This is a genomic window from Vibrio sp. Isolate33 (genome assembly GCF_022397895.1).
Lineage (GTDB): Bacteria > Pseudomonadota > Gammaproteobacteria > Enterobacterales > Vibrionaceae > Vibrio > Vibrio pomeroyi.
The window spans coordinates 30,571-54,712 of the sequence record NZ_JAKEUP010000005.1 but is presented as its reverse complement, the minus strand read 5'-3'; the positions used below and the strand labels follow the sequence as shown (position 1 = coordinate 54,712).

Genomic DNA, 24,142 nt, shown 5'->3' with positions numbered 1-24,142 from the left:
CCTTAAAGCTGATAAACATATACATCAGGAGTATTTCGAAGGGATAGAACACGATTTATACAAGAATGAGCTATACCTTCGATTTCATCCCAATGGAAAAAGTTTCTCGGGGCTGTTTTTTTTGTTTCAGATATTACTTTAATATTAGCTCCAAACGTTGACTTAGATTGCACTAACTCATGTATTTTATGCTCAAGAGCTTGAGTTGGTATCCTATAGCCACAGTAATCTTTCTGCATAACACTAAGTAACTCTAAACATGACACGCTATAAAATGATAGGTCACCTAAATATTGTTTATAGCAAGCACCGTCTACATGTTTCTGCAATTTCTTTGAGAAACTACCTGACTTGTCTAAATGACTACTCCACCTTCGCACCGGGATGTGTTGAGTCTCTCCAATATAAATCACATCATAAGAAAAAATGAAGTAAATATGGGGGGTAAAGTATCCCCCTCTTACAATTCCTGAACCACTCATACCTTAATCAAATAGGTCCTGGTTATGAGCTGTCCAATTTTGCAAATTCCAAGAAACTACTTGATTGTAACGTTCCATAACACGTTTCGTATCTTCGTAATCAACCGACTTTAGATTCTGCTTCGTTTTTACTTCACCGACAGCTAAGCAGTAAATAAAGCACTCTATAGCTTGACGTTTCGGGTCAACTGAATTCAAGCTTTTTAGGACAAGTTGATAAAAAGGGTGTGACTTATTAATCTGAACTACAGTACCATAATCTGGATCAACCCTAAACTCCCATAAATTGGGAACAGATAAATAATCTTTATATGCTATCTTCTTGATACTTACTTCGTTAGTACCACTGCCATCATCTGAGTTATCGATACCATTACTTTTAATTAACTCATTTCTTCTTCTGGTTGTTTCAGTTGGGTCATCCTCTTCTGTATAAGTATTAGGGTCTTCTTCTTCTATATCAATAACGCTTTCACTAGCAGATTGACCTTCATTCGTTTCTGAGTTTTCAATTTTTGCACTACATAGTTTAAAAGCTTTGTTTGCATCTTCTTTCGGTATACGACACTTAAGACTCAAGGCATCTAAGAATTCATCGGGCAACTCTAAATTCTGTTTTGAAACATCGACATTTAATAGCTCATCATGCTCCGTAGTAATATCAATCCTTCCTCTCAAGGTTCTTAGGTCTCTATCTACAATACCTAAGTTGTCTCCCCAACGAATTAGTCTGTTATTACGGTATATAAAAAAACCTGAATTTGGTAAAGACACACCGTAGCTTTTAATTTTTTCCCGCTCTTCCTTTGAAAAACCAGGGTAAGAACTCATAGCTTGCTGGGGAAAAACTGTCAGGTTAATCCGAATTGGTGACACATCAGCCGGGGCATTAGGTAACGATAGCTCATCATCTGATAATAACTTACAAGGAGTTTTACAATCATAATCGGATTCAACAAACCTATTAGCACTAGAATCATTATGCATGATATCGTTTGGCGTAACTTCATGCTCTTTACCCTTAATACTTAGGGTAATAGCCAGCCCTTTGGCTCCAAATTTATTTAGATATTCAAAGTAGATAACGCCTAGCCGGTCTAACAATCTTTTCTTAAGTGTATTGACAGTATCGTAATTACTAACCTCAGAAATATCTATAACTGTCCCACTAATACTATTTAGAAATAATTCTTTTTGATTATTTGTTACTGTAGATACAAGAACCCCATACTTTTCATTATTTTTAATCGTATCTAAATCAAGAGTAAGACAATCGGAATAACTGCCATCTTTAATACTGTAAACTTGGATTCTATCACCTAAGGATAGACCCGCACTCTTTAAACCTAAGCCATATTTAGATAGACTATTTTTTGAGTAACTCACATCTGAACCAATATCTAGAGCCTTTCGGATAACATCGTTATCCATACCGTTACCATCGTCTATAACTCGAACTCTAGAAATACTTCCTTTTTCGGTTTGAGTCTTATTATCATGAACATCTATGACAACTTTTATATTACTTGCTCCTGCAGCAACGGAGTTGTCAATTATATCCTCAATAGCAGCGTAAGACTTATAGCCTATATTTGCCAACCCTACACACAATCTAGCTGCATTAATATCACGCTCTTCAAAGCCCATCCAAAACTCCTATTTTATACTTGTAATTCTTGCACACTGAATTCTGACTAACTTACCTTCTGACTTAAGGTAAGCATCACCTTTCCCGTTAAGCACTTCTGCCCCTTGCTCATCCAAAATCACCCGGCTTTCCGTACCATTTTTTACACGTAAAGCTAACTGTGCAGGAAGGTTCGAACGTAAGTTAGTACTGATTACATCACCACTCGGCTTCTGTGTCGCGATAATTAAATGAATACCCGCTGCACGAGCTTTTTGTGCCAAACGTTTCAATTCAGCTTCGATATCTTTCTTCATGTCTTTATCCGACGTGAGGTCTGCATATTCGTCAAGAACCAACACCCACCAAGGAATTCTCTCTTCTTCACTTACCTTGGCATTGTAATCAGGTAACGAGCGAACACTCTGAGCTTTAAACTTCTTATATCTTGACTGCATCTCTTCGACAGCTTGCTTGAGCAGTTCTAACGCATCTTCATCATCAAAACCGATACGACCAATCAAATGTGGGTATCGTTCAAAATCATTAAGCTCTGTTCCCTTAGGATCAATCAGCATTAAGTTGAGCTCATCAGGACTGTAATGTTCAACCATTCCGTACAAGATCGTATTCAAAGCTTCTGATTTACCACTACCCGTAGTACCACCAATCAATAAGTGAGGGCAGTTCGATGATGAGAAATTAAGCTTAATGACTTCACCAAAGCGGTCTTCACCAAGTGGTACTTCTAGAGCACTTTCGGGTCTTTTCCAGTTCGGCCAAATATCATTCTGATCAACAAAGTAACGCTGCTCTTGGCTCTTTGGAACATCAATTGTGATACAACCTCTATCAATGTCGAAACCAATATCCTGCTCTTGCCCTAACTTCAACGCCAATTTCAACGATTGAGACTTAGCAAAAACATTCTCTGGCTTATCACCTAAATTTAAACCGACTCTAAATAGTATCGACGCTGGGCCTTCTATAAATGGCTCCACATTGTCTGGTTTAAGCAGAGTAATTTTGTGGCTGTAATAGCAATCAATAATTTGCTGGTATATTAATTCCAGTTCTTCAGTCGACATTGTCTTTCTAGCCGATTCTACAACCTCAACTTTTGGCGGCTCTTCTTTATCAAGAGACTCCACGCCTTCAGTACCGGACTGATTCTTCAACTTAGAATCCTTATAATCATGCTCTTCTAGGTTGTCATCTTGTTTGTTGGGTAAGTCTTCAGAGATTAAAGTTCGGATCTCGCAATCACTTTCTAAGATATACCGGCTATCAATATGGTGAAGCTTGGCTGGCGTTAGCTCTGAGAATAGCGTTCGCATTGGTGTTCGAACCCAGTGCCCCAGATTGCCGGCAGGTAACTCAACTTTTAGTATGTCATGCACCTTCATAAATGAAGCTTTACTAAAGTTGCTATCTTCAACGTTTACGAACAAGAAACCTGCTGGATAATCCACCAGCTCAGCTAATTGGTAGTCGCCCTGTAACCAATAAGCATTGTTATCTTCAATAACGTCAAAATAGCCCTTCTCGTAAACATTATAGAGTTTGTATTTATCGATTTGCATCATAACCTGACGCATAAATAAGCCACGGTAAAGGTTTCCTGCTAGATTTTGCTGGCCGAGCAGTGCCTCAAAGTAGCGCTTAAGCTCCTGTGCTTGTTCTACACCTTTGCTATGTGTTTGCCTCTTGCCTGTTTTCACCTCTACAGGCAATAAGATCATTTGTTGATCTTTAAAGCCGACAAACAATATATCGTCCGAGATTATGCCCTTCTTAAATCCTTGAGTATGGCGAGACAAATCGCTATCAGTCATGTTTAGACCAAGGTTGCCAGCAACACGAACTATCTCTGCTATAGAAAGAGGAACCCAAATAATATTCGAATTGGCAACCAAGCAATTAATATACTTGTACGCACATATGATTCCACGCTTCTCTTTCCGTTCATTATCTGATGCCGTAACTAAATTAAGAAGCCACTCTCCATTAAAGGCGTTGAATTCTTCAATAATACCGCCTTCATCATTTTCTAGTACTTTATGATATAGGTCAGTTTGCTTAGTTACTGTTATCGCGTCGTAATTGACTGAATTCGTGTAGTTGTCCGAGTAGTGGATCAGAACCATATTCTTCTGGCTTTCAAAAAACTCCAGTGTCACTTTAGGATCAATGATCGTCGTCCAGATAGAGTTTTCGTACGCTCGCTCTAATAGTACTTTGAAGCTTTCTGTCACTACTAACGCTTGCGATTTGGCGTCTCCATACTCTTCATGTTGACGTCTCGCTGGTTTAACTAATCCACCATATTTAGCAGCCATTTTTAGCTGAGGAGCACTGTCTAAATCAACACCCTGCAAACCAAACGAAGTGTAATAACTGCCGTTCTTATTGGTAGCAGCTTCACCCGGCATAAGTCCGTTACTGACCACGCCGGTTGTTTGTTTCAAAACATCAACATCGGTAGCTTGGACACGTTCGTTATTTTTGAAAAAGCTCATATGAGCGTAGGATTGCTCTTTTTTGCCATCTTCATGCTTATATTTGCTATATGTTAAGCGCGTTCTAAGCAGGTCGATAATGCTATCTGCTTGTCCTTTAGCAGAGCCTTTATTGAGCTCACATAAGTCTTTTAATTTGTCATAACTTGCTGCATCAGCAAACTTATCAAACCAACTATAAATTTCTGATTTATCGTATAAGTTAACGTGAATTTTAGTAACTTTGTCTTTTTTAAGTTTGATAAAGTCGATCAAGCCTAAGAAAATTTCTTTGTTTTCACTGTTATTGACAGAATTAATGATCAATGTCGTCTTACTGCCCGCAACAAACAGATGTTTAAACGCGACCGAAAACTTACTAACCTTGTCCTTAACTAAGCTACGCACATAGTCATAACTACTGTCTCTCTGGGGAACTAGCTTTGACCAAAATACGTTTTCTTTAATTGCATGGTTATAAGCAAAGTCATTAACTGGGTCATAAACAAATGGAAGTAGCCCCTGCGCCGTTAGCCTTTGAATCGTAACTGGTGGTAATTTTACGAAGCTCTTTGCTCCAGACTTATCTTTTTTTAACTCCGCCGCTAAGTTCGCATTATAGGCTAATACCAGTGGATGAAACGGTGTGATTAAAGTCTCACCATCTATATCAACAAACCCTATATGCATTAGCTGCTTATGCTTAGCATTTAGAGGGGCATGATACGGTATTTGGTCTATCTCACTTTGATAGGCAACCACTATTCGATCTACCAATTTAGTAAGGTTAGTTCCCCAACTTGCTAAGCTAAGTAGTGTTTTTTCTCGACTTAAAGAGTCAAATAGAGCTTCATAGGCGCTAGAAAGCTCAAGGAAGTTTTCATTCAAATCACATAAATGAAGATCTCCACCCTTCTCACTTGATGCCATAACTCTATTATCAAGTAGCTTAGCTTCTTGTTGTAGTAATGATAGACGCTTTCCCTTAGGAGCAACTTCTTTCTCATCGATAAGCACTTTCTCTTTGGATCGGTTATACCTACCAAAATAAGCGTCATCGAAAAGATCTTTAAAACGGCTCTGATCTAGCATTAATGGTAATGATAAAGAATCAGTTGCCACTTCACCTTCAACATTAAATTTTAACTGATTTCCTTCACTTTCCACATAAAAGCTAATGTCATCAGAGTCTCTAGCAAAGGTTTTGAAATCAACTAATCCCACAGCTGTAGCTTCAAATACTTGATCGTTCTCCGCCAAAACACTTTGTTCTGACAGATCGCTTATTTTGAGGCTTTGCTCATCAGTCTGAAGTGTTATCCATTTATTCAATGGATCAATGAGATAAGTATGCCTAAAGGCATCCACATAGAATTCACCTTTCCTAATGACTAAGACACGAAATCTATGTGTTTCCTTTGGCTTGTCTGTTTTAACTTGAAAGGTAAAATACCTAGGTTGTCCGTTAAATGAGCCTGTTAGTAAAGCTCTGCTACGAACACCACCCAGGTTCTTAATAGAGATATCTACAGGTGGCTGTTTAGCGTTATGTTGGATTTTACAAAAGCTGTCTCTTAACTTTTGATTTAAGAAGCAAAGATCTAACTCGAATTCATCTTGTTCTGGCTCTAATAACAACACTACGTGCCTTTCTCTGGCACCTGCTCCTTTGTCTGATTTAGACTTGTTTAAGAACTCAGTATGATGGGCTGTGACACTTTCTAATTCCAATAAATTAGTTCGGTTTCTGTCTTGTTCAGCAAAACATTCACCAAGGTCTAGGTTTTCCTTATACTGCTCAATGTTCTCATCGGGAAAGTGTTCTTTTATAAATTTCTCACTAAAGTCTAACGATGCAAGTTTGTCGTGTAACTCATTAGCAAAGTGGTGAGTAATAAACTCTATCTTGTCACTGAGAGTTTTATTTTCCTTAAGGCGTTCAACTATTTGATCGCCTTCCCAGCCTTCCTCTGAAAGCTGTTCATCTTTGAGTAGTCCTAGCTCTTGAAACTGGAGGTCTCCGTCAGCGATTGCACCATAAAGCTTTTCAAAGCCAAACATCGTTGCGTCATCATCTTGAATTTCATCAAAATGATAATTAAGTAAACACTCAGAAATTTTTGCTTTCTCATCATCTTGATCAATTTCTTCATGTAGCAAGTCCCTAATATTTTCTGGGTGCCATACGAAACCAGTTTGAGCAACATCTTCAGTAGAATTTCGAAGAGTATCTAGCATAGAGTTATGAATGATCAGTAATGCCGTACCTTTGGCGGCTCCTTCCATCGCGGATACTTCATCACGTAAATGAGCGATATAATTCTCAGTAAAGCTTTCTCCTTCGTACACTGGAATGAGCTCAACATTTCCATAATTGATAGTCTTTAATTCAATTCCTTTTACTTCAATACTACTATCAGCAATATCTAAGAATGCATTATATAGCCCTAGGCCTTTTTCATTATCTGGGCAGGTAAACTGGTAGCGGAAACCAACCTTTAATTCAGCTTTAGCCCATTGGCTAAAGTGGGAGACTAGAAACTTATTAAACTGTTGGTCTGACATATACTGCATCTCCACTATCGCTCATTCTCTCTACGTTGCCCATGCGCTCATAAAAATCAACGAGGTTTTGTTGACTCTGTTTGTCGAAGTAAACCCCTCTAGCTTCAAACTCTTTGATCACCTCATGAAAGCGAAGTTTTTCTCTTTCGCCGATGACCAAATTCGTAAGGAGGACAATATAATCTTGGTTGAATGCGAGCACGTTTCCCCCTCTCCTCCTGTTTTGGATAAAGGGATCGAGAATATTCCGTAAAGTACCTTTAACAGCAGTACTACTATATGTAGCTAATCGTCCTTTCTTTCTATCAAACTGTGCGTGAGAGGCTTCAAGAAGCTGATTCAAAATGAGTTTTTTATCTTCACTATGCTGCCAATTCAACTCAGTGTTGTACCACTTTCTTTCCGTACGATCGGCAATAAACTCTTCACCAAATTGATTTAATCCATCAATATCAATATCTTTAATCTCTTCAAAAAGCTTCCACAGGGGCTTCACATTATTCTTTTCTTGTAATGTTTCATTCATGAACAGGTATGGATACAAATACTCCATATAGTCATGTAATTGGTCGTAGCCATAGTTTTTTACTTGAGATCGTTCTTCACTTGCCCTTTCGTTATCTACGATGAAAAAACACGGTTTGCTTGTAGGCGCACCATGCGCCCAAGTCTTAATGTTGAGTGCCATCTGAGAAATATATAGAAATCCATACAGTCGTATAACTTCGTTAAAGTTATTGAGAAGATAGTCAGGTTTTGTATTTAGAAACTGTAAATCTCTCTTAAAATATTCTGAAATAAAAGGTAGATAGGTTTGCGCTACTTTAGGCGCCTCTTTTTTACCTGACACGTGAAATTTATCGAATTCATTTTTAATTTCACGTTCAAGGAAATTAAGATTAGCTACCGAAGAGCTCTCTACTGTAAAGCCATTTAGTATCCCTGCGTACATATCACCAAGCTTTCGACTATTAGCATCAAGCTCTTCTTTAGTCGCTTTAAAGATAAGCAGCTCTGGTGATATTTTAAATAACTCATCATTATGGAAATACATTTTATCTATAATATTCCAAAGACCAGCATCGTCACTTTCCAAATTTTTAGAAAAGCTTTTTTCACACAAACCTTTAAAGTCATCTATGTTTTTTGTAAAAAGAGATTTGTTATATAACAAGTGCACGAAGTACCCTAATACTGAGTGCCAGCAGAACTTATAGTGTTTGTCCTTCGTTCTCAAAGGCAGAAATGAGCTAAAAGCATTGTTACTAGGAGGAGTAAGATTTTGTTTAATCATTATTTAGACCACTCACTTCATACTTATCATCTTCATCATCGACCACTGTGATATGCTGGTCACCATTAATGATGTGTAGTGTTTTTTCTTGACTAGCTATTTTAGATATGTCTTCTACCAACTCATCCAATAGCACTACCGTATTTTTGTCATGCTTATTTGGCCGATACCCGTCAACTATTCGCTTCATAAGCTGTAATAAGTTGATATTAACGGGTAACGTTAGGCTCTCATTACCTACACTAATACAAGCAGTAAAGTAAGAGACCTGAGTTGGAGGCTGTCTCGGGACATTTTTTAAATCTGGTTTGATATCCAGCTTTGCAACTAACTGGTATCCATTCTTTTCAGAAATTAAATAGTGGCCTTTGAGCAAGTTAGGAGCGTTACGATTGTTATACTTTCGAATGGCTGTTCGTAAAGTATTATTGCAAAAATCTCTAATTACACTTCGGTGCTCATCATCGCGGCTATCATAATCTCGGTGTTTTTGATATATATTAATGTATTCTTCTATCAATGACTGGCTAAAGTCTTGAGAGAACCGATCGTGATAATTGTTTGCGTAATCTTCATTTTTCAAGACGTAAAACAGCCTCAAATATGAGTGACTAGTTTTTAACTTTTCTACGCCTAGTTCTTTCAAGTGACTTTTAAATTCCTCAAACTCGGAATCAGGAAGGTCTAAATCATTTGCTAAAATGAATCTATCGATTTTCTTCGTTCGTAAATGAGCTGGATCAAACTCAACAACCTTGTTAGCTAGCTCATTATCCCCGCCAGAAAAAAGGTTATCAAACAGATATCCAGGACCAGCGAGTAACATGAATATAAAATCTAGCAAGGAACGAGCTGTCACAAACTGATCTTTCATCAAACGGGCTTTAAACAGAAGATCTATGACTGTACGTTGAACAGCAGGTAGGCTTAAGAGCTCATAGTTAGCTTGCAATCTTCGAGAGTCTCGGTCTGAACATTCTAACTTATCTTTATCAAAAATTTGGCGTATCAAGTTATCTTCTTCAGCTGTAAGCTTTTTCAGAAGTTTTTCAGCAAAGATCGATAAATAGCCAGAATCATCAATAACAAACTTGGGGTAGCGTTCAAAATCGATAAAATAGAACCCATCCCCATCATTTCCAGACTCTAAATAGTTCTTGATAGTAGATTGGAATATCTCGTTGCTACCCTCTTCAGCGTAGTTGCCAAGCATCCCTGTGTTAATCCCAACAACTAAGGGTTTCGATTGCGACAAGTATTCTTCGAATACCTTATCCAATGTCTGAATCGCATTTTCACGAGGATCGAAGCTATGCGTTGCATCTAAGTGGAAATGTGCACGCGTTCTGTACTTCTTCTTACAAGCAGTTAAAAGCTCAGATTTACCATCACCACTACTCCCGCATAGGAATAAAACTTCCGGTTTATCGGCTGAAAAACTTGAGATTCGCTTTTCAACAGCTTCTGCAATTGGCATGTCGATATATAAATAGTCTTTTATGTCATCAAGTTGCCCTGTCCTTTGCTCTAGTCTCTCCGTTGATACAGCATAAGGAGATGACTTCGACAGTACACTAAGTGCTTCTTTTAATCTCATAACTTACTCATTTCCGCTCTCTCTACGTTGAAAGCAATATCTATTGAATTGACTCGAACCTAACGCTGGACAATACACCGAAGGTATAAATAATACAGCGTAGTGCAAAATATTATTAGCCTTTTACTTCAATATCTTAAAGTATTGTGTAAACGAAATTAAATTTGAAATGCTTAAATGAGGGGTTATTCAATAAATTGCACAATTAATCATCAGAACTGAAAGCACTCATTGTTATTCTTAAGTTGCATTGGGAGGGAAGCACTGAACCTAATATGCATATCTTATGTTATCAAGTTAGCCTCCCTGCCAGCCTGATATAAATAGCACTTTTACGTATTTAGCTTATTATTTTTAACAAATTCAAGTATGTCTTCGTGAACCCACCTTGGGGAGCGCTCAGAAATCATCGTCGGTACTGGGAAGGATTGATGCTGACGAAGGCGCCAGAAAGTTGTTCGACTAATACCAAGTGTATCAATTACATCCTTAATAGTAAGTAGTTTGCTCATTCATATTTTACCTCTCATAACCTACTGATACCGACTCCAGGATGGATCTGTACCAAATACTAGCTATGTTTCGCTATTTGAAACAAATGTACAGTACAAAAAACGAACGGTCAACATAAAAACTTATAATAAACATGTAGTTATCTATAATAAATGTATACACCATGCATGTATAATGATCGATACCTTGAATCGGATTAACTTAAATGATTGTTAATGCAGGATGCATTAGTAGGACTTAAAAAGTACATCGTGACAGATGGAGGAGATAGGAAAGCCTAGAGACGGTATTTGATATAGAGTGAGTGGTAGCACTCTAACGTTGGGATGTTTCATACCGTATCAACTCGTGGCGTGCAGGTTCATCGTTACTTGACCATATACTTAACCACAAATGGCAAAAACGAAAAAGGGCGTAGCAAGTACTAACCTGCTACGCCCCGTAAATAATGGCACGCCCTGAAGGATTCGAACCTTCGACCACATCCTTAGAAGGGACGTGCTCTATCCAGCTGAGCTAAGGGCGCGCTACAGGAACGAATTATACGAATTCGAATCAGTAAAGCAACGGCTTTATGTAACATTCTGATCTAAGTGAGTAAAAAAAGGGCAACAAACATATAAGTGTTGGAAAATAGACCAAAGCAAACGTTTGCTTGATGGTAATCAAAAAGATTTTCTGGAATAATGCGCCAAAAACATCAGCCACTAACTTGAATATCAATACTAAGGAAATTCATGACTGCTCAAAATATTGATGGAAAGCTAATTTCTCAAACGGTTCGCTCTGAAGTTGCTGCACGTGTAAAAGCTCGTACTGAAGCTGGATTACGCGCTCCGGGCCTAGCGGTTGTTTTAGTGGGTGAAGACCCTGCTTCTCAGGTTTACGTTGGAAGTAAGCGTAAAGCGTGTGAAGAAGTTGGCTTCGTATCTAAATCTTACGATTTGCCAGCCACTGCGACAGAAGATGAACTGTTAACATTAGTAGACCAACTGAACCAAGACCCAGAGATTGACGGTATTCTGGTTCAACTGCCTCTACCTGCTGGTATCGATAGCACTCACGTTCTTGAGCGCATCACGCCAGAGAAAGACGTTGATGGCTTCCACCCATACAATGTTGGCCGTTTGGCTCAGCGTATGCCTAAGCTTCGCTCTTGCACGCCAAAAGGTATCATCACGCTGCTTGACCGTTACAACATCGACTTACGTGGCAAGCACGCGGTTGTTGTTGGCGCTTCAAACATCGTAGGCCGTCCAATGACGTTAGAACTACTTCTAGCGGGTTGTACAACGACGACGTGTCACCGTTTCACCAAAGACCTTGAAGGCCATGTACGTCAAGCAGACGTTGTGGTGGTTGCAGTAGGTAAGCCTAACTTCATTCCAGGTGCTTGGATTAAGAAAGGTGCTGTTGTGGTCGATGTTGGTATCAACCGTTTAGAGTCAGGCAAACTAGTGGGCGACGTTGAGTACGACGTTGCTAAAGAGAGCGCAAGCTTCATCACGCCAGTACCGGGCGGTGTTGGCCCAATGACAGTGGCGAGCCTAATCGAAAACACCATGATCGCTTGTGAGCAATTTCACTCTAAGTAATCTGCGAACGATAAATCTGCGAATGACAGTATAAATTGAAAGCCGCAACGTGAAGAACGTTGCGGCTTTTTTGATATCAAGCGATTCGTTTTAGATACAAAACTAATCCCTTTTGATAAAGAGCACTCGCTATTTTTCTGGAGTCTCAACTTTTTCTGTCTGGTCTGACGGTGGCAACAAACTGATAATCTCGCACTCGGTTGATATCAGTTTTTCCAGCTCAGAACCTTGTGTAATTAAGCGAAAGTCACCGTTAGTAATCACACCCAGTAGAATCGCTTTCGGGTACAGAGTATTAAACTCATTAAGGTCAAATGCCTCGGTTAAACCTGTGCTCTTAATTTGACTGCCTTGAGCCATTAACGAGTTGAGCTTGGAGTAGGTAATCCCTTCCGAAAACAAACTTCGATTACCATCACGACTCACTTGATGCCTTTCATGCTTAGTCTCTGATGATTCAAGCTCAAACACCTTATTAGCACCAAATTCATCTTGGTAATGCATGCTGACTAACGGGTTGGTTTGACGATAAGGCGAGACGATCATCGCGCGCCCTATCCCATCCAATTCCAAATTGTTTTCCGCGTGGCTTGAGGCTGGGTTACCAAAATAGACATTCAAATTATCCATCCTCGCCAAACGAATGCTCTCCCAGTTGGTATCGGCAAGCACACTATTGATGTTGTGAGTCGCTAGCACCTTGGCAAACTGTCTTGCAAAGTGAGTTGCGCCAAAGAAGATAACCCCTTGTGCTTTCTCTTGAGTCACACCTAACCTTCTCGCCCACCAGCTTGCGGTTAAACTCTGAATAACAACCGTACCGATAATGACCAAGAACACCATGGGCACGAGCAGATCTGCGCCTTCAATCAATTGCTTCTCTTGCAGTTTTATCGCAAACAGAGAAGAAACCGCGGCTGCTACGATCCCGCGAGGTGCCATCCAACTCAAAAACCATTTATCCGCCGAAGTAAGATCCGTGCCGATCCCGCTGATCCACACACTTAACGGGCGAGCCACCAGCATAACCACCGCCAATAAACCAATACCGCCCCAACCTATAGAAAGGAAGGTTCCTGAATCGAGTCGACTGGCTAGCAAAATAAACAACGCAGAAATGAGTAACACGGTCAGGGTTTCTTTGAATTCGATGATGTCTTCGATATCCAAGCCCTTAACATTGGCAAGCCAGATCCCCATGATGGTCACGGTTAGCAAGCCAGACTCTTCACTCAAGTCATTAGAAAAAGAGAACGCCGCCAACATTAGCGTCAGCACCGCCACATTACGCAAATAGTGAGGCACCCAATGCCCTTGCAGCATCTTGGCAATCAAATGGCCACCGATGATCCCTAAGCCTAAACCAATGGCTAGGGTTAATCCCAGAGCTGAAAGTACATGCCCTGTCGGGTCGGCAGAGGAGACTATGTATTCATAAACCAGTACCGCAAACAGAGCGCCGATGGGATCAATCACTATCCCCTCCCATCGCAAGATACTCCCTAGAGAAGACTTAGGCTGAATACTGCGAAGCATAGGGACAATCACTGTCGGCCCGGTCACCACCACCAAGGCACCAAACAGTGCGGCTAACGGCCAGCTGAAATCCACAAAATAGTAAGCACCGACAACAATGCATGCCCATGTAATCAACATGCCGAAACTCACGAGGTGAGTCACCATGCGACCATGACCTCTAATTTCCTTAAAGTTCAGGGTCAATGCGCCTTCAAACAAAATGATGGCAACACCTAATGAAATCAGCGGGAATAGAACATCACCGAAAATAACATCGGGATTAAGGATATTTAAACCGGGACCTAACAACAGGCCAACGATAAGAAGAGGGAGAATCGCGGGAAGACGCAAACGCCAGCCGAGCAGCTGACAAGCTAAAGACAAGAGTCCAATTAGCGCCAAAGAAGAAGTAATCGACAAATCCATTTGTGCCCCTAAAAATTTGTACCACACCCTGTGATACAAACCTATTTGCTGAAACAAGAAAGCCTACGTCATTAAACTATAGGCTCTCTTTTTCGTGCTAACCGAATATTATTGTGATTAATCAGTCACTTTACTATAGGGGAAATAAAGTGACTGACTCATCCACTTGGTACTTATCATCTAGCTACAGAGAAAGTACCACACCAGCAATCGCTGCACTCATTAGGTTAGCAAATACACCTGCACAAATTGCTTTAAAGCCGTATTGTGAGATGAAAGAACGACGCTCTGGTACCAAGCTGCCCAAGCCACCAATCAGAATCGCCATTGTTGAGATGTTAGCAAAACCACATAGAGCAAAAGTCACGATTGCTTGTGAGTGTTCACTTAGCGCTTCTTTAGCATCCATTAGCTGGATGAAAGCCACGAATTCGTTCACGACAATCTTGTTACCGATCAATGAACCTGCAACCACAGCCTCAGACCATGGCACACCAATCAGCCATGCAACGGGTGCGAACACATAACCTAGGATAAGTTCGAAGCTTAGGTTTACGCCAAACCAGCCACCAACAATCCCTAATAAGCCATTCAGCATTGCAATCACACTGATAAAGGCGAGTAGTGTCGCACCCACCGCAACGGCAATACGAAGTCCAGACATAGCCCCATCTGCCATTGCCTCAACTACGTTTGTTGCTCTTGGAATCTCAACATCAGACTCAATATTTTCTTGAGCGTCATCTGCGCTACCTGGTACTAAGATCTTAGCCATCAATAGACCAGCAGGTGCCGACATGAATGCAGCAGCGATCAGGTAGTTTAGGTCAACACCAAGCGATGCATAACCCACTAGCGTGCCACCAGCAACAGAAGCCAAACCACACACCATCACAGCAAACAGTTGTGAATCCGTCATGTGCTTCAAGTAAGGCTTAACTACTAGTGGTGCTTCAATCATGCCAACGAAGATGTTCGCTGTTGCAGACAGTGACTCGGCACGACCTGTGCCCAAGAACTTCTGCAGCGCACCACCGATAAGGTTGATCACCTTTGGCATAAAGCCGATGTGGTACAAACCAGAGATCAGTGCAGAGAAAAAGATAATGATGCCTAGAACGTTAATCGCGAAAACGAAACCGTTATTCGTTAGGCCACCAAATAGGAAGTTAATCCCTTCTTGACCGTAGTTGATCAAGCTAGATACCGCACCTGTGGCTGCATTCAACGCTTCTTTACCCATTGGTACATACAGAACCAATAGCGCGAATGAGATTTGTAATAAGAAAGCCAAAGAGACTGTTCTTAGTGGAATATTTTTTCTGTCCGTAGATAGTAACCAAGCGGCAACTAAAATAGTGATAATTCCAAGTAGCGAAGCCATGTGCGTCAACCTAAAAGTTGTAGATAGGAAAGGCGACGCATTCTATAGAGGAAATCGTTTGCGGCAAGTGGCGGTTGTTAACGTGATGTTGGGGTAATCACCTGTGAGTAATGATATAAATTAAGTTATTGAATTTTAATAATTAAGTTTGATTAAAAACCATACTTTTTCCATATGGAAATTATATTTATAGATTTGGAAACAGTTAACGATGCAGTTCAACGCAAGTTTTTAGATTTTCATCCCAGTACGTCGGCGATCCGATATGATCTTTGATGAACTCAATCACTGCAGAAAGCTTCTTCGGCATGTTCTTTCGACTCGGATACACGGCATAAAATGGCATTAATTGGCTAGCTCGCCATTCAGGCAATACTTGGATTAATTTGCCCGTTCTAAACTCTTCTTTGACTAAGTAAGTTGCTAAGTAAGCCACGCCCCACCCTGACACCGCTGCATCGCGCACTGCCTCAGCTAAATCCACCGAGTAATCACCCGCTACTTTAACGCTAAGGTTCTCTTGGCCATTATCAAACGCCCACGATGTGTAATCTCGCTCTCGGCTACGATAGATAAGACAGTTATGGTCTATCAGATCAGAAGGTACATGTGGAGTCCCCGCTTTAATTAGATAATTCGGCGATGCTGCCACCACAAACTGGCTGTCCGCTAATCGCTGAGCAATATAACCTTCTGGCAGATCTTCATTATTGGTGATCCAGAGATCCAATCGCTCTTCAATCATATCCACCTTGTAGTCGAACAAGTGGACCTCGATTCTCAGCTGAGGATAAAGCTGTCTGAGCTGATCAATCGCAGGGATGATATGTAAAGTGCCAAATGACTGCGACAACCCAACACGCAATATTCCAGAGATGTCATCCCTCTGGCTGTCCATATCCATTTGAGCCGCTTTTACTGTGTTGAACAGCTGTTCACAGTGCTGATAGAACACCTCGCCCGCTTCAGTTAGCGTTAGGCTACGTGTGGTTCGTTGTACCAACTTGATGCCAATGGAGTCTTCAAGCAACGCAACTTGCTTACTGATGTGAGACACCGACACGTTCAAGCTTTTTGCAGCACTGGTAAAGCCTTCATGCTTGATCAACGCATGGAATATCACCATCTGTGCAGCTCTATCTGTTAGCACAAGACCACCTTCTTAAATCTCTGAAATATAAAATCAAAAAGGACTCCGAAGAGTCCTTTAGTTCGTTCTGCCTATGGTAGGGCAATTGCTATCAAAGTAAGCCATACCAACTAATAAAATTAAGTCTACTAATCAAACTTAATTCTGTCTGCTAGGTGGCTAACTGCCAAAGCAAAGTAGTAAGAACGATTCCACTTCATTAACACATTGTAGTTGTTGTAAATGAGGTACGAACGACCTGCTTCATCATCCGGCATAATCAACCAAGCTTTAATGTCTTCATCAAGCCTTGGCAGTGGGCGATCGTCGTAGCGCTTAATACCAAGTTCAGACCACTCTTTTAGGTACTTCGCTTTGTCTTCAGTTCGGCCTTGCAAATCAATAGACACGGTTGACGGTACGTGAACCTGACGGCCCCAAGTGTACTTATCATCCCAACCTGATTGGCTAAGGTAATTGGCCGCCGAAGCAAACACATCTTCTTCAGTGCCCCAAATGTCTTTCTTACCGTCGCCATTACCATCAGCGGCAAACGCTAAGAATGAGCTTGGCATAAACTGAGGTTGACCCATAGCACCAGCCCAAGAGCCTTTCATCTCTTTTGGTGCAATATGGCCTTGATCAAGTATCTTCAACGCCGCCATCGCTTCGCTACGGAAAAACGCTTCTCTGCGCCCTTCGTAAGCCATAGTCGTTAGCGCATCGATAACACTGTAGTTACCGGTGAACTTACCAAAGTTACTCTCAACGCCCCATAGCGCGACAATGAATCTTGGTTGAACACCATATTCATCACCAATACGCTTTAGCGCTGTGTAATGCTTCTTATAAAGAGAGCGAGCTTGCTTCACTTTCCAATCTGGTACCGCTCGTGGAATGTATTCATCCAGAGTCAGCTTTTTCTCAGGTTGGTTTTTGTCGGCTTTCACCGCTCTTGGCTTAAACGTTACACCATCAAAGGCTTCATCAATGATCGCTTCAGAAACGCCTTCTTCACGGCCTTGTTGCTTTAGTTTTTCTACATATTGTTCGAAGCTCAATTCTTCAGCGTGTACTGAGCTAATGGTCAGGCTATTACCCAATAGTAATGCTGATACAGCCAATATGGTTTTCGAAAATTTACTCAACGATCACTCCTCCTTGAATTGAGGTGGCTATCACTCTTCGTCTTGAGATTTCTGTTGAGCTTTACGCTCTTTATGAAGCTCAAGTTCGTTAACTGGTGGTGGCGGAACCTGCAAAAAGAAACCATCGGTATTCAGTGATTCTTTCACTTTTTCGATGTTCACTTGAGCCAGTTTACGGCCATCCATTTTAATTACCATTACAAAACTAGGTTTACCAAACATTTGCATCAATGCGTCAGGAACTTGTGAAAAATCATCCTTCTTAGGGATATAAAGGTATGTTCCTTCTTTCTTTGAGCTTTTATATATAGAACACAGCATGACAAACCTTTTAATTGATTATGACTACAAAACTCTCACTTGCGAGATCAATAGTTTATGTTAGGGAAATATTGGGAACAAAACGTCCATTTGACAACAAGATTACTTGCTGTGCTTGGTTTGGGAATATAACATGATAAACCTAGTTTCAGGCAATGCCCTTTATTTTATTGATAAAGAAATTGTACCAATTCGCTATTGAGGTCCTGTAGTTTTTCGATGTCTAGTAACCCAGATCTAAAAGGTAGCAGCTTTACGCTATCTGTTTTGCACTTATCCGATGATCAAGTCGAAAATGCAGTGTCTTTTCTTCAAGAGAAGGTAGACCAAGCACCCACGTTTTTCGCCGCTGCGCCTGTTGTTATCAACATCAGTAAAGTCGCAGGTGATATCGATTTTGTGCAACTGAAAAATGGTATATCTCAAGCGGGCATGATCCCGGTTGGCGTGGCTGGCTGTTCTGATAAACGTATGCAGAATCTAGCGAAAGAAGCCGGTTTTGCTGTCATGACGGCAAGTAAATCTCCATCGCAAGCACCGGCTAAGATGGCACCAATTAAAGTGGTTCGAACCCCAATTCGTTCGGGTCAGCAGGTTTACGCGAAAGATAGCGATCTACTCATACTAAGTCACGTGAGTGCAGGCGCAGAAGTGATTGCCGATGGCAGCATCCATATTCATGGCACGTTACGCGGCCGCGCGATTGCAGGTGCAAGTGGTCAAACTGAAGCAAAAATAATTTGTAATGATTTACAAGCCGAGCTGGTTTCCATTGCTGGAAATTACTGGCTCAGCGATCAAATTGAAAGCGAGTACTGGCAGAAGAAAACCATGTTCAGTATGGCAAACGATGTATTACACGTTGACGTCCTCGCAATATAAGAGAAATAAAAGGAAAAAATAATGGCACGCATTATCGTTGTAACGTCAGGTAAAGGCGGGGTAGGCAAAACGACCTCTAGTGCAGCTATTGCCTCAGGTCTGGCTTTAAAAGGGAAGAAAACCGCAGTTATCGACTTTGATATCGGTCTGCGTAACCTAGATTTAATCATGGGTTGTGAGCGTCGTGTTGTGTACGACTTCGTTAACGTTATCAATGGTGAAGCAACGCTGAACCAAGCGATGATCAAAGACAAGCGCACAGAAAACCTGTTCATTCTTCCTGCGTCTCAAACTCGTGATAAAGATGCACTAACTAAAGATGGTGTTCGTCGCGTATTTGATGAACTGGATGAAATGGGCTTTGATTTCATCATCTGTGATTCTCCTGCAGGTATCGAGCAAGGCGCTCTAATGGCGTTGTACTTTGCTGATGAAGCGATTGTAACGACCAACCCTGAAGTCTCTTCTGTTCGCGACTCAGACCGTATTCTAGGTATTCTTGACTCTAAATCTCGTCGTTCTGAAGACGGCTTGGAGCCTGTGAAAACTCACCTTCTACTGACTCGCTACAACCCAGCACGTGTAACTCAAGGTGAGATGCTAAGTGTTGAAGACGTTGAAGAGATCCTACACATCTCTCTACTGGGCGTGATTCCAGAGAGCCAAGCGGTACTGAACGCATCGAACAAAGGTGTTCCAGTTATCTTTGACGAAGCAACCGACGCAGGTATGGCTTACAATGATACTGTAGAGCGACTACTAGGTAGCCAAGTGGACTTCCGTTTCTTAACGGAACAGAAGAAAGGCATCTTCAAAAGACTGTTCGGGGGCTAATACGCAATGTCATTACTAGAGTTTTTCAGACCACAGAAAAAGACGACCGCAAACCTAGCCAAGGAGCGTTTGCAGATCATTGTTGCTGAGCGCCGCAGTCATGACGACCCTGCTCCATCGTACTTACCGCAGCTGAAAGAAGATATCTTGAAGTGTATTGCGAAGTACGTTGAAGTAGATCCATCAATGGTTGATCTTACTTTCGAACACAAAGATGACGACATCTCAGTATTGGAGCTGAACGTTAAGCTACCAGAAGACGATAAGTAACCTTCGCTATCTTGTAAGTAGTAAGCAGATTAAATAAAAAAGAGAGCCTAGGCTCTCTTTTTTGTGTCTGCATTTGATATCTGTGAGTGGCTAACTCTTATAATAAGAACAGATTACTTAATCGCTTTATTCAGCTTTTCGCCAACCACATCTAAACGCCAACCTTGCATTACATCAGGTAGCTTTTCAGGGTTACGTTGGTGTTTCCAAACCCAACTTAACACTTGGTTAAGTTGCTTCTTCGATGCCAAAAATTCGGTCGCTAGACCACTGTGTTGTGATGCTGTTTTCACTTCATCTTTCAACACTTTGAAGATTTGCTTGTAGCCAGGGTAATCCATTAGACGTTCTACTGGTGCTGGGTACTCTTCTTCTGGCGTATGCTCAGCCAACTTCACGATTGAGCTGATCTTCGCACCATGGCGACGTACAGAACGGTAATCAAAACCTTCCTGTTCCATGTGCTTAGGATCTTTCATCGCGAATCGAGCCACAGCCCATAAGTCTTGTTCTTTGAAAACAAAGTTCAGCGCTAAATCACGCTTAATTGCTTCTTTTAAACGCCAAGTCGCTAGCGGTCTTAAGATAGCTAACTGTTTAGGTTTTAACTGCCATGCACCTTTGATATCAAGGTAAGCATTGTCTGGATTTGCTTTACGAATACGTTTAGCAACTTGTAGGTCAGACTCTTGTTGAGCCGCTTCCCACCAGCCTGCTTCCATCACTTTTTCAAGAAGCTTGTTGTACATTGGCATGAGGTAATGAACGTCTGCCGCAGCATAGTCTAACTGCTTTTGAGAAAGCGGACGAGCTAACCAATCGGTGCGAGATTCACTCTTATCGAGGTCAACACCAACAAACTCTGAAACCAGAGCTGCAAAGCCCGTTGATAAGCCATGGCCTAAGAAAGCCGCCATGATTTGCGTATCCACCATTGGTGTTGGTGTGCAGCCAAAGGCGTTCTGGAACACTTCCAAATCTTCGCCGCAAGCGTGCAGCACTTTCAATACTGAAGCGTCTTTCAACAATCCAACAAATGGTGTCATTTCGCCAAGAGCAATAGGGTCAATCAGTGACAGCGTTTCACCATCAAATAACTGAATCAAGCCTAATTGAGGGTAATAGGTTCTTGTACGAACGAACTCCGTATCAAGCATAACGACATCGGCTTCACGTGCTTGTTGGCAAACTCGCTCAAGGTCTTTCAATTGGGTAATGATTTGATAATCCACAAAAACTCTCACTGGTTTCTATTTGATCGCCGGATACAAAAATGCCGACATTAACTGTCGGCATTCTAACACCATTTTACAGCGCTCGCTTAGATTAAGCGCCTCAATGGTTTTTCGTGCTATGGTTTCTAGAGTAGTGGTTACCCATAAACTGGCTGATTATTCGCTCGCGCGTTTAGCCAATTCAGCATCGTTCTCTTCACGAAGCACACGACGCAAAATCTTACCTACGTTGGTCTTTGGAAGATCTTCTCTGAATTCAACCAGTTTAGGGATCTTGTAACCCGTTAGGTGTTCACGACAGTGCGCGATGATGTCTTCTTTGGTTAGACTAGGATCACGCTTCACAACGTAGATCTTAACCAATTCACCTGACACTTCATGAGGTTGACCGATAGCCGCTACTTCGAGCACTTTGCCATGTAGTGCCACTACATCTTCAATCTCATTCGGGTAAACGTTAAAGCCAGACACAAGAATCATGTCTTTCTTACGGTCAACAATGTGCAGCAAGCCTTCGTCATCAAACTTAACGATGTCACCCGTAGATAGCCAACCGTCTTGGTCGATCACTTCTTTGGTCGCTTCTGGACGCTGCCAGTAGCCTTGCATCACTTGAGGACCACGAACTTGCAGCTCACCCACTTGATCATTAGCAACCACTTTGCCTTCATCATCAACAATACGAACTTCTGTTGATGGTACAGGCAGGCCAATAGCGCCAGTGTAATCTTTAAGATCGTATGGGTTACCCGTTACCAGTGGTGAACACTCGGTTAAGCCGTAGCCTTCCAGCAAGTGAATGCCTGTCGCTTTCTTCCATTGCTCAGCAACAGAGCGTTGAACCGCCATGCCACCGCCAACAGATAGGCGTAGGTTACTGAAATCCAACTCGTGGAAATCTTCGTTATTCACAAGTGCATTGAATAGAGTGTTTACGCCGGTAATCGCGGTAAACGGCACCTTTTGTAGCTCTTTAATGAAGCCAGGAATATCACGAGGGTTGGTGATAAGAAGGTTTCGACCACCCATCTCAACAAACAGCAAGCAGTTTACGGTCAGTGCGAACACGTGGTAAAGCGGCAGTGCCGTTACCACCAGCTCACGGCCTTCTTGCAGAACAGGACCGTATGCCCCTTTCGCTTGAAGTACGTTCGCGATCATATTGCGGTGCGTTAGGATTGCGCCCTTAGCCACACCCGTAGTACCGCCCGTGTACTGTAGGAAAGCAATGTCATCACCCGCCATAAACGGCTTCACATACTGAAGACGGCGACCTTTATGCAGTGCTTTTCTGAAAGAGATAGCGCCCGGTAGATCATACTTAGGCACCATGCCTTTTACGTATTTCACTACGAAATCGACAATTGTACCTTTCGCGCGTGGCAGCATTTGCCCTAAGCTGGTGAGTACAACGTGTTTAACTGGCGTGTTATCAACGACTTTCTCTAGCGTGCTCGCAAAGTTTGAAACGATAACAATCGCCTTTGCACCAGAATCGTTCAGTTGATGTTCAAGCTCACGAGGTGTGTACAGTGGGTTGACGTTCACTGCAATCATACCAGCACGCAATACACCAAAAAGTGCAATTGGGTATTGCAGCAGGTTTGGCATCATCAGTGCAACGCGATCGCCTTTCTTCAGTTTCAAATCATTCTGCAGGTAAGCGGCAAAAGCACGGCTGCGCTCTTCAAGCTTACGGAACGTCATTATTGAGCCCATGTTCTCGAATGCTGGTTGGTCTGCGTACTTCTGTACCGACTGTTCAAACATTTCAACAAGAGATGGGTACTGATCTGGGTTGATCGTCTCTGGTACGTCACTTGGATAACGTGAAAGCCAAGGTTTATCCACTATGTTACTCCTCGTTTATCAGCTGACGACTGTTTCGCCGCTTTTTATCATTGCGGTATTACAGCACAGCTTTAGTGCATGAGCACTAAAAGGCTCAAACACTTGTTTAAATTTTGTTAACTACACCAAGAATTAGCTCTGAAACTAACTCTGGACTCTCTAAATGGCAATGATGTCCGCCAGGAACAGTCTCTATATTTAGAGGACTATGGGCTGATTTGTAGCGATTATGCTGCAAATGTCGGAATCCATCATTCCCTAAAACTATTAATTGAGGGCATTCAATAGCCGCCATAATCGCTTCAGCGTGCGCCTGTGACATTCGATATAACGAGTCACATTTTAGGTTAGGGTCGCATCGCCATTGCCAAGAGTTATCTAACTCGACAATTCCTCGCTCTACTATAGGAGCAATTAATTCAGCATTGATTTGATTGGCGTGAGCTCTCAGCTTAATAGCATCCTCAAGGCTTGCCAGAGGACGTGAAGGCTTTCTTCGCTGTCGAAGACGACTGAGTACCCCATCTCTCAAGCGAGAAACCGTTTCTTGGGGAGCTTCTGAAAGAGGTCCGTGACCTTCAATTTGAATTAATCCTGACACCTTTTCAGGAAAGGCGGCACTATAGCAACTTGCGATCAATGCACCAAGTGAATGTCCTACCAGTACCAGTCTGTTTGGCGATAATTTAGTCACCAACTGGTGCAAATCATCAATATAGTCGTGAAACGGGTAGTAACTGCCCGACTTATGCGACGAAAAGCCATGACCAAAGAGATCAATCGCAACCAAGTGAGAGTTGGGGGAAAGTGTTTCGAGATTAGAGAGAACAGAAGAGAAACTCGCGGAGTTATCTAACCACCCATGAATAAAAACGACCGTCGTAGCGGTCGTTTCTGGGTTGCCTATCTGCTGTGTTGCAAGCTTCCCGCTCGCAAGGGAGTATGACTTTTCAATCATCAAGCATCTAATTCC

17 protein-coding genes and 1 tRNA gene are annotated in these 24,142 nt (G+C 41.8%); 4 read left to right on the top strand and 14 right to left on the bottom strand.

The window, feature by feature from the left end:
* Window positions 1-2: 2 nt before the first annotated feature.
* From L1D37_RS10205 to L1D37_RS10180, 6 genes are all read right to left on the bottom strand, one after another.
* Complete coding sequence (locus L1D37_RS10205) at window positions 3-482, bottom strand: hypothetical protein (protein WP_239847843.1); 480 nt, start codon at window positions 480-482, stop codon at window positions 3-5.
* A 3-nt stretch (window positions 483-485) separates the two neighbouring features.
* Window positions 486-2,129, bottom strand: a complete 1,644-nt coding sequence (locus L1D37_RS10200; RefSeq protein ID WP_239847842.1) for an ATP-binding protein — start codon at window positions 2,127-2,129, stop codon at window positions 486-488.
* A 9-nt stretch (window positions 2,130-2,138) separates the two neighbouring features.
* The gene (dptH, locus tag L1D37_RS10195) at window positions 2,139-7,172 is read right to left on the bottom strand and encodes a DNA phosphorothioation-dependent restriction protein DptH (RefSeq protein ID WP_239847841.1); all 5,034 of its coding nucleotides are present in this window, start codon (window positions 7,170-7,172) and stop codon (window positions 2,139-2,141) included.
* A complete protein-coding gene (dptG, locus tag L1D37_RS10190; RefSeq protein ID WP_239847840.1) occupies window positions 7,153-8,352 on the bottom strand; it encodes a DNA phosphorothioation-dependent restriction protein DptG in 1,200 nt (399 codons plus the stop codon). Before dptG ends, dptH begins: the two co-directional genes overlap by 20 nt.
* Window positions 8,353-8,458: 106 nt before the next feature.
* On the bottom strand, window positions 8,459-10,063 hold the full coding sequence (gene dptF / locus L1D37_RS10185) for a DNA phosphorothioation-dependent restriction protein DptF (protein ID WP_239847839.1): 1,605 nt from the start codon (window positions 10,061-10,063) through the stop codon (window positions 8,459-8,461).
* A gap of 962 nt (window positions 10,064-11,025) precedes the next feature.
* Window positions 11,026-11,102, bottom strand: a tRNA-Arg gene (locus L1D37_RS10180).
* A 211-nt stretch (window positions 11,103-11,313) separates the two neighbouring features.
* On the opposite strand from L1D37_RS10180, the gene folD reads away from it, so the two are divergent.
* Entirely contained in the window at window positions 11,314-12,171 is an 858-nt protein-coding gene (gene folD / locus L1D37_RS10175; RefSeq protein WP_017629535.1) for a bifunctional methylenetetrahydrofolate dehydrogenase/methenyltetrahydrofolate cyclohydrolase FolD, read from the top strand.
* A gap of 129 nt (window positions 12,172-12,300) precedes the next feature.
* On the opposite strand, the gene L1D37_RS10170 is transcribed toward folD, so the two are convergent.
* The 5 genes from L1D37_RS10170 to L1D37_RS10150 form a co-directional block, all read right to left on the bottom strand.
* On the bottom strand, window positions 12,301-14,115 hold the full coding sequence (locus L1D37_RS10170) for a sodium:proton antiporter (RefSeq protein ID WP_239847838.1): 1,815 nt from the start codon (window positions 14,113-14,115) through the stop codon (window positions 12,301-12,303).
* 184 nt (window positions 14,116-14,299) lie between these two features.
* Window positions 14,300-15,499, bottom strand: a complete 1,200-nt coding sequence (locus tag L1D37_RS10165; RefSeq protein ID WP_017070302.1) for a NupC/NupG family nucleoside CNT transporter — start codon at window positions 15,497-15,499, stop codon at window positions 14,300-14,302.
* A 205-nt stretch (window positions 15,500-15,704) separates the two neighbouring features.
* The gene (locus L1D37_RS10160; protein WP_239847920.1) at window positions 15,705-16,625 is read right to left on the bottom strand and encodes a LysR family transcriptional regulator; all 921 of its coding nucleotides are present in this window, start codon (window positions 16,623-16,625) and stop codon (window positions 15,705-15,707) included.
* A gap of 152 nt (window positions 16,626-16,777) precedes the next feature.
* Window positions 16,778-17,776, bottom strand: a complete 999-nt coding sequence (locus L1D37_RS10155; RefSeq protein ID WP_239847837.1) for a lytic murein transglycosylase — start codon at window positions 17,774-17,776, stop codon at window positions 16,778-16,780.
* Window positions 17,777-17,806: 30 nt separating this feature from the next.
* Window positions 17,807-18,097: a YcgL domain-containing protein gene (locus L1D37_RS10150; RefSeq protein WP_017062372.1), complete on the bottom strand. Its 291-nt coding sequence runs from the start codon at window positions 18,095-18,097 to the stop codon at window positions 17,807-17,809.
* Between the two features lie 219 nt (window positions 18,098-18,316).
* Here L1D37_RS10150 and minC point away from each other — a divergent pair, with 219 nt between their 5' ends.
* The 3 genes from minC to minE are packed head-to-tail and all read left to right on the top strand — an operon-like array spanning window position 18,317 to window position 20,083.
* The gene (gene minC / locus L1D37_RS10145; RefSeq protein ID WP_239847836.1) at window positions 18,317-18,979 is read left to right on the top strand and encodes a septum site-determining protein MinC; all 663 of its coding nucleotides are present in this window, start codon (window positions 18,317-18,319) and stop codon (window positions 18,977-18,979) included.
* Between the two features lie 21 nt (window positions 18,980-19,000).
* Window positions 19,001-19,813: a septum site-determining protein MinD gene (minD, locus tag L1D37_RS10140; protein ID WP_009848498.1), complete on the top strand. Its 813-nt coding sequence runs from the start codon at window positions 19,001-19,003 to the stop codon at window positions 19,811-19,813.
* A 6-nt stretch (window positions 19,814-19,819) separates the two neighbouring features.
* Window positions 19,820-20,083 (top strand): cell division topological specificity factor MinE, encoded by a 264-nt coding sequence (gene minE, locus L1D37_RS10135; protein WP_004737949.1) that lies wholly within the window; start codon window positions 19,820-19,822, stop codon window positions 20,081-20,083.
* 113 nt (window positions 20,084-20,196) lie between these two features.
* On the opposite strand, the gene rnd is transcribed toward minE, so the two are convergent.
* The 3 genes from rnd to L1D37_RS10120 all read right to left on the bottom strand — a co-directional run bounded on the left by rnd (window position 20,197) and on the right by L1D37_RS10120 (window position 24,127).
* Window positions 20,197-21,315 carry a ribonuclease D gene (gene rnd, locus L1D37_RS10130; protein WP_239847835.1) on the bottom strand — a complete coding sequence of 373 codons (1,119 nt, stop codon included), beginning with the start codon at window positions 21,313-21,315 and terminating at the stop codon, window positions 20,197-20,199.
* Window positions 21,316-21,474: 159 nt separating this feature from the next.
* A complete protein-coding gene (gene fadD, locus L1D37_RS10125; RefSeq protein WP_176680237.1) occupies window positions 21,475-23,169 on the bottom strand; it encodes a long-chain-fatty-acid--CoA ligase FadD in 1,695 nt (564 codons plus the stop codon).
* A 106-nt stretch (window positions 23,170-23,275) separates the two neighbouring features.
* Complete coding sequence (locus L1D37_RS10120; protein WP_239847834.1) at window positions 23,276-24,127, bottom strand: alpha/beta hydrolase; 852 nt, start codon at window positions 24,125-24,127, stop codon at window positions 23,276-23,278.
* Window positions 24,128-24,142 lie beyond the last annotated feature (15 nt).

Excerpts from the sequence above, each read along its gene's own strand:
- L1D37_RS10205 (WP_239847843.1), bottom strand. The coding sequence starts at position 482 with ATGAGTGGTTCAGGAATTGTAAGAGGGGGATACTTTACCCCCCATATT.
- L1D37_RS10200 (WP_239847842.1), bottom strand. The coding sequence starts at position 2,129 with ATGGGCTTTGAAGAGCGTGATATTAATGCAGCTAGATTGTGTGTAGGG.
- dptH (WP_239847841.1), bottom strand. The coding sequence starts at position 7,172 with ATGTCAGACCAACAGTTTAATAAGTTTCTAGTCTCCCACTTTAGCCAA.
- dptF (WP_239847839.1), bottom strand. The coding sequence starts at position 10,063 with ATGAGATTAAAAGAAGCACTTAGTGTACTGTCGAAGTCATCTCCTTAT.
- folD (WP_017629535.1), top strand. The coding sequence starts at position 11,314 with ATGACTGCTCAAAATATTGATGGAAAGCTAATTTCTCAAACGGTTCGC.
- L1D37_RS10170 (WP_239847838.1), bottom strand. The coding sequence starts at position 14,115 with ATGGATTTGTCGATTACTTCTTCTTTGGCGCTAATTGGACTCTTGTCT.
- L1D37_RS10165 (WP_017070302.1), bottom strand. The coding sequence starts at position 15,499 with ATGGCTTCGCTACTTGGAATTATCACTATTTTAGTTGCCGCTTGGTTA.
- L1D37_RS10160 (WP_239847920.1), bottom strand. The coding sequence starts at position 16,625 with ATGGTGATATTCCATGCGTTGATCAAGCATGAAGGCTTTACCAGTGCT.
- L1D37_RS10150 (WP_017062372.1), bottom strand. The coding sequence starts at position 18,097 with ATGCTGTGTTCTATATATAAAAGCTCAAAGAAAGAAGGAACATACCTT.
- minC (WP_239847836.1), top strand. The coding sequence starts at position 18,317 with ATGTCTAGTAACCCAGATCTAAAAGGTAGCAGCTTTACGCTATCTGTT.
- minD (WP_009848498.1), top strand. The coding sequence starts at position 19,001 with ATGGCACGCATTATCGTTGTAACGTCAGGTAAAGGCGGGGTAGGCAAA.
- minE (WP_004737949.1), top strand. The coding sequence starts at position 19,820 with ATGTCATTACTAGAGTTTTTCAGACCACAGAAAAAGACGACCGCAAAC.
- L1D37_RS10120 (WP_239847834.1), bottom strand. The coding sequence starts at position 24,127 with ATGATTGAAAAGTCATACTCCCTTGCGAGCGGGAAGCTTGCAACACAG.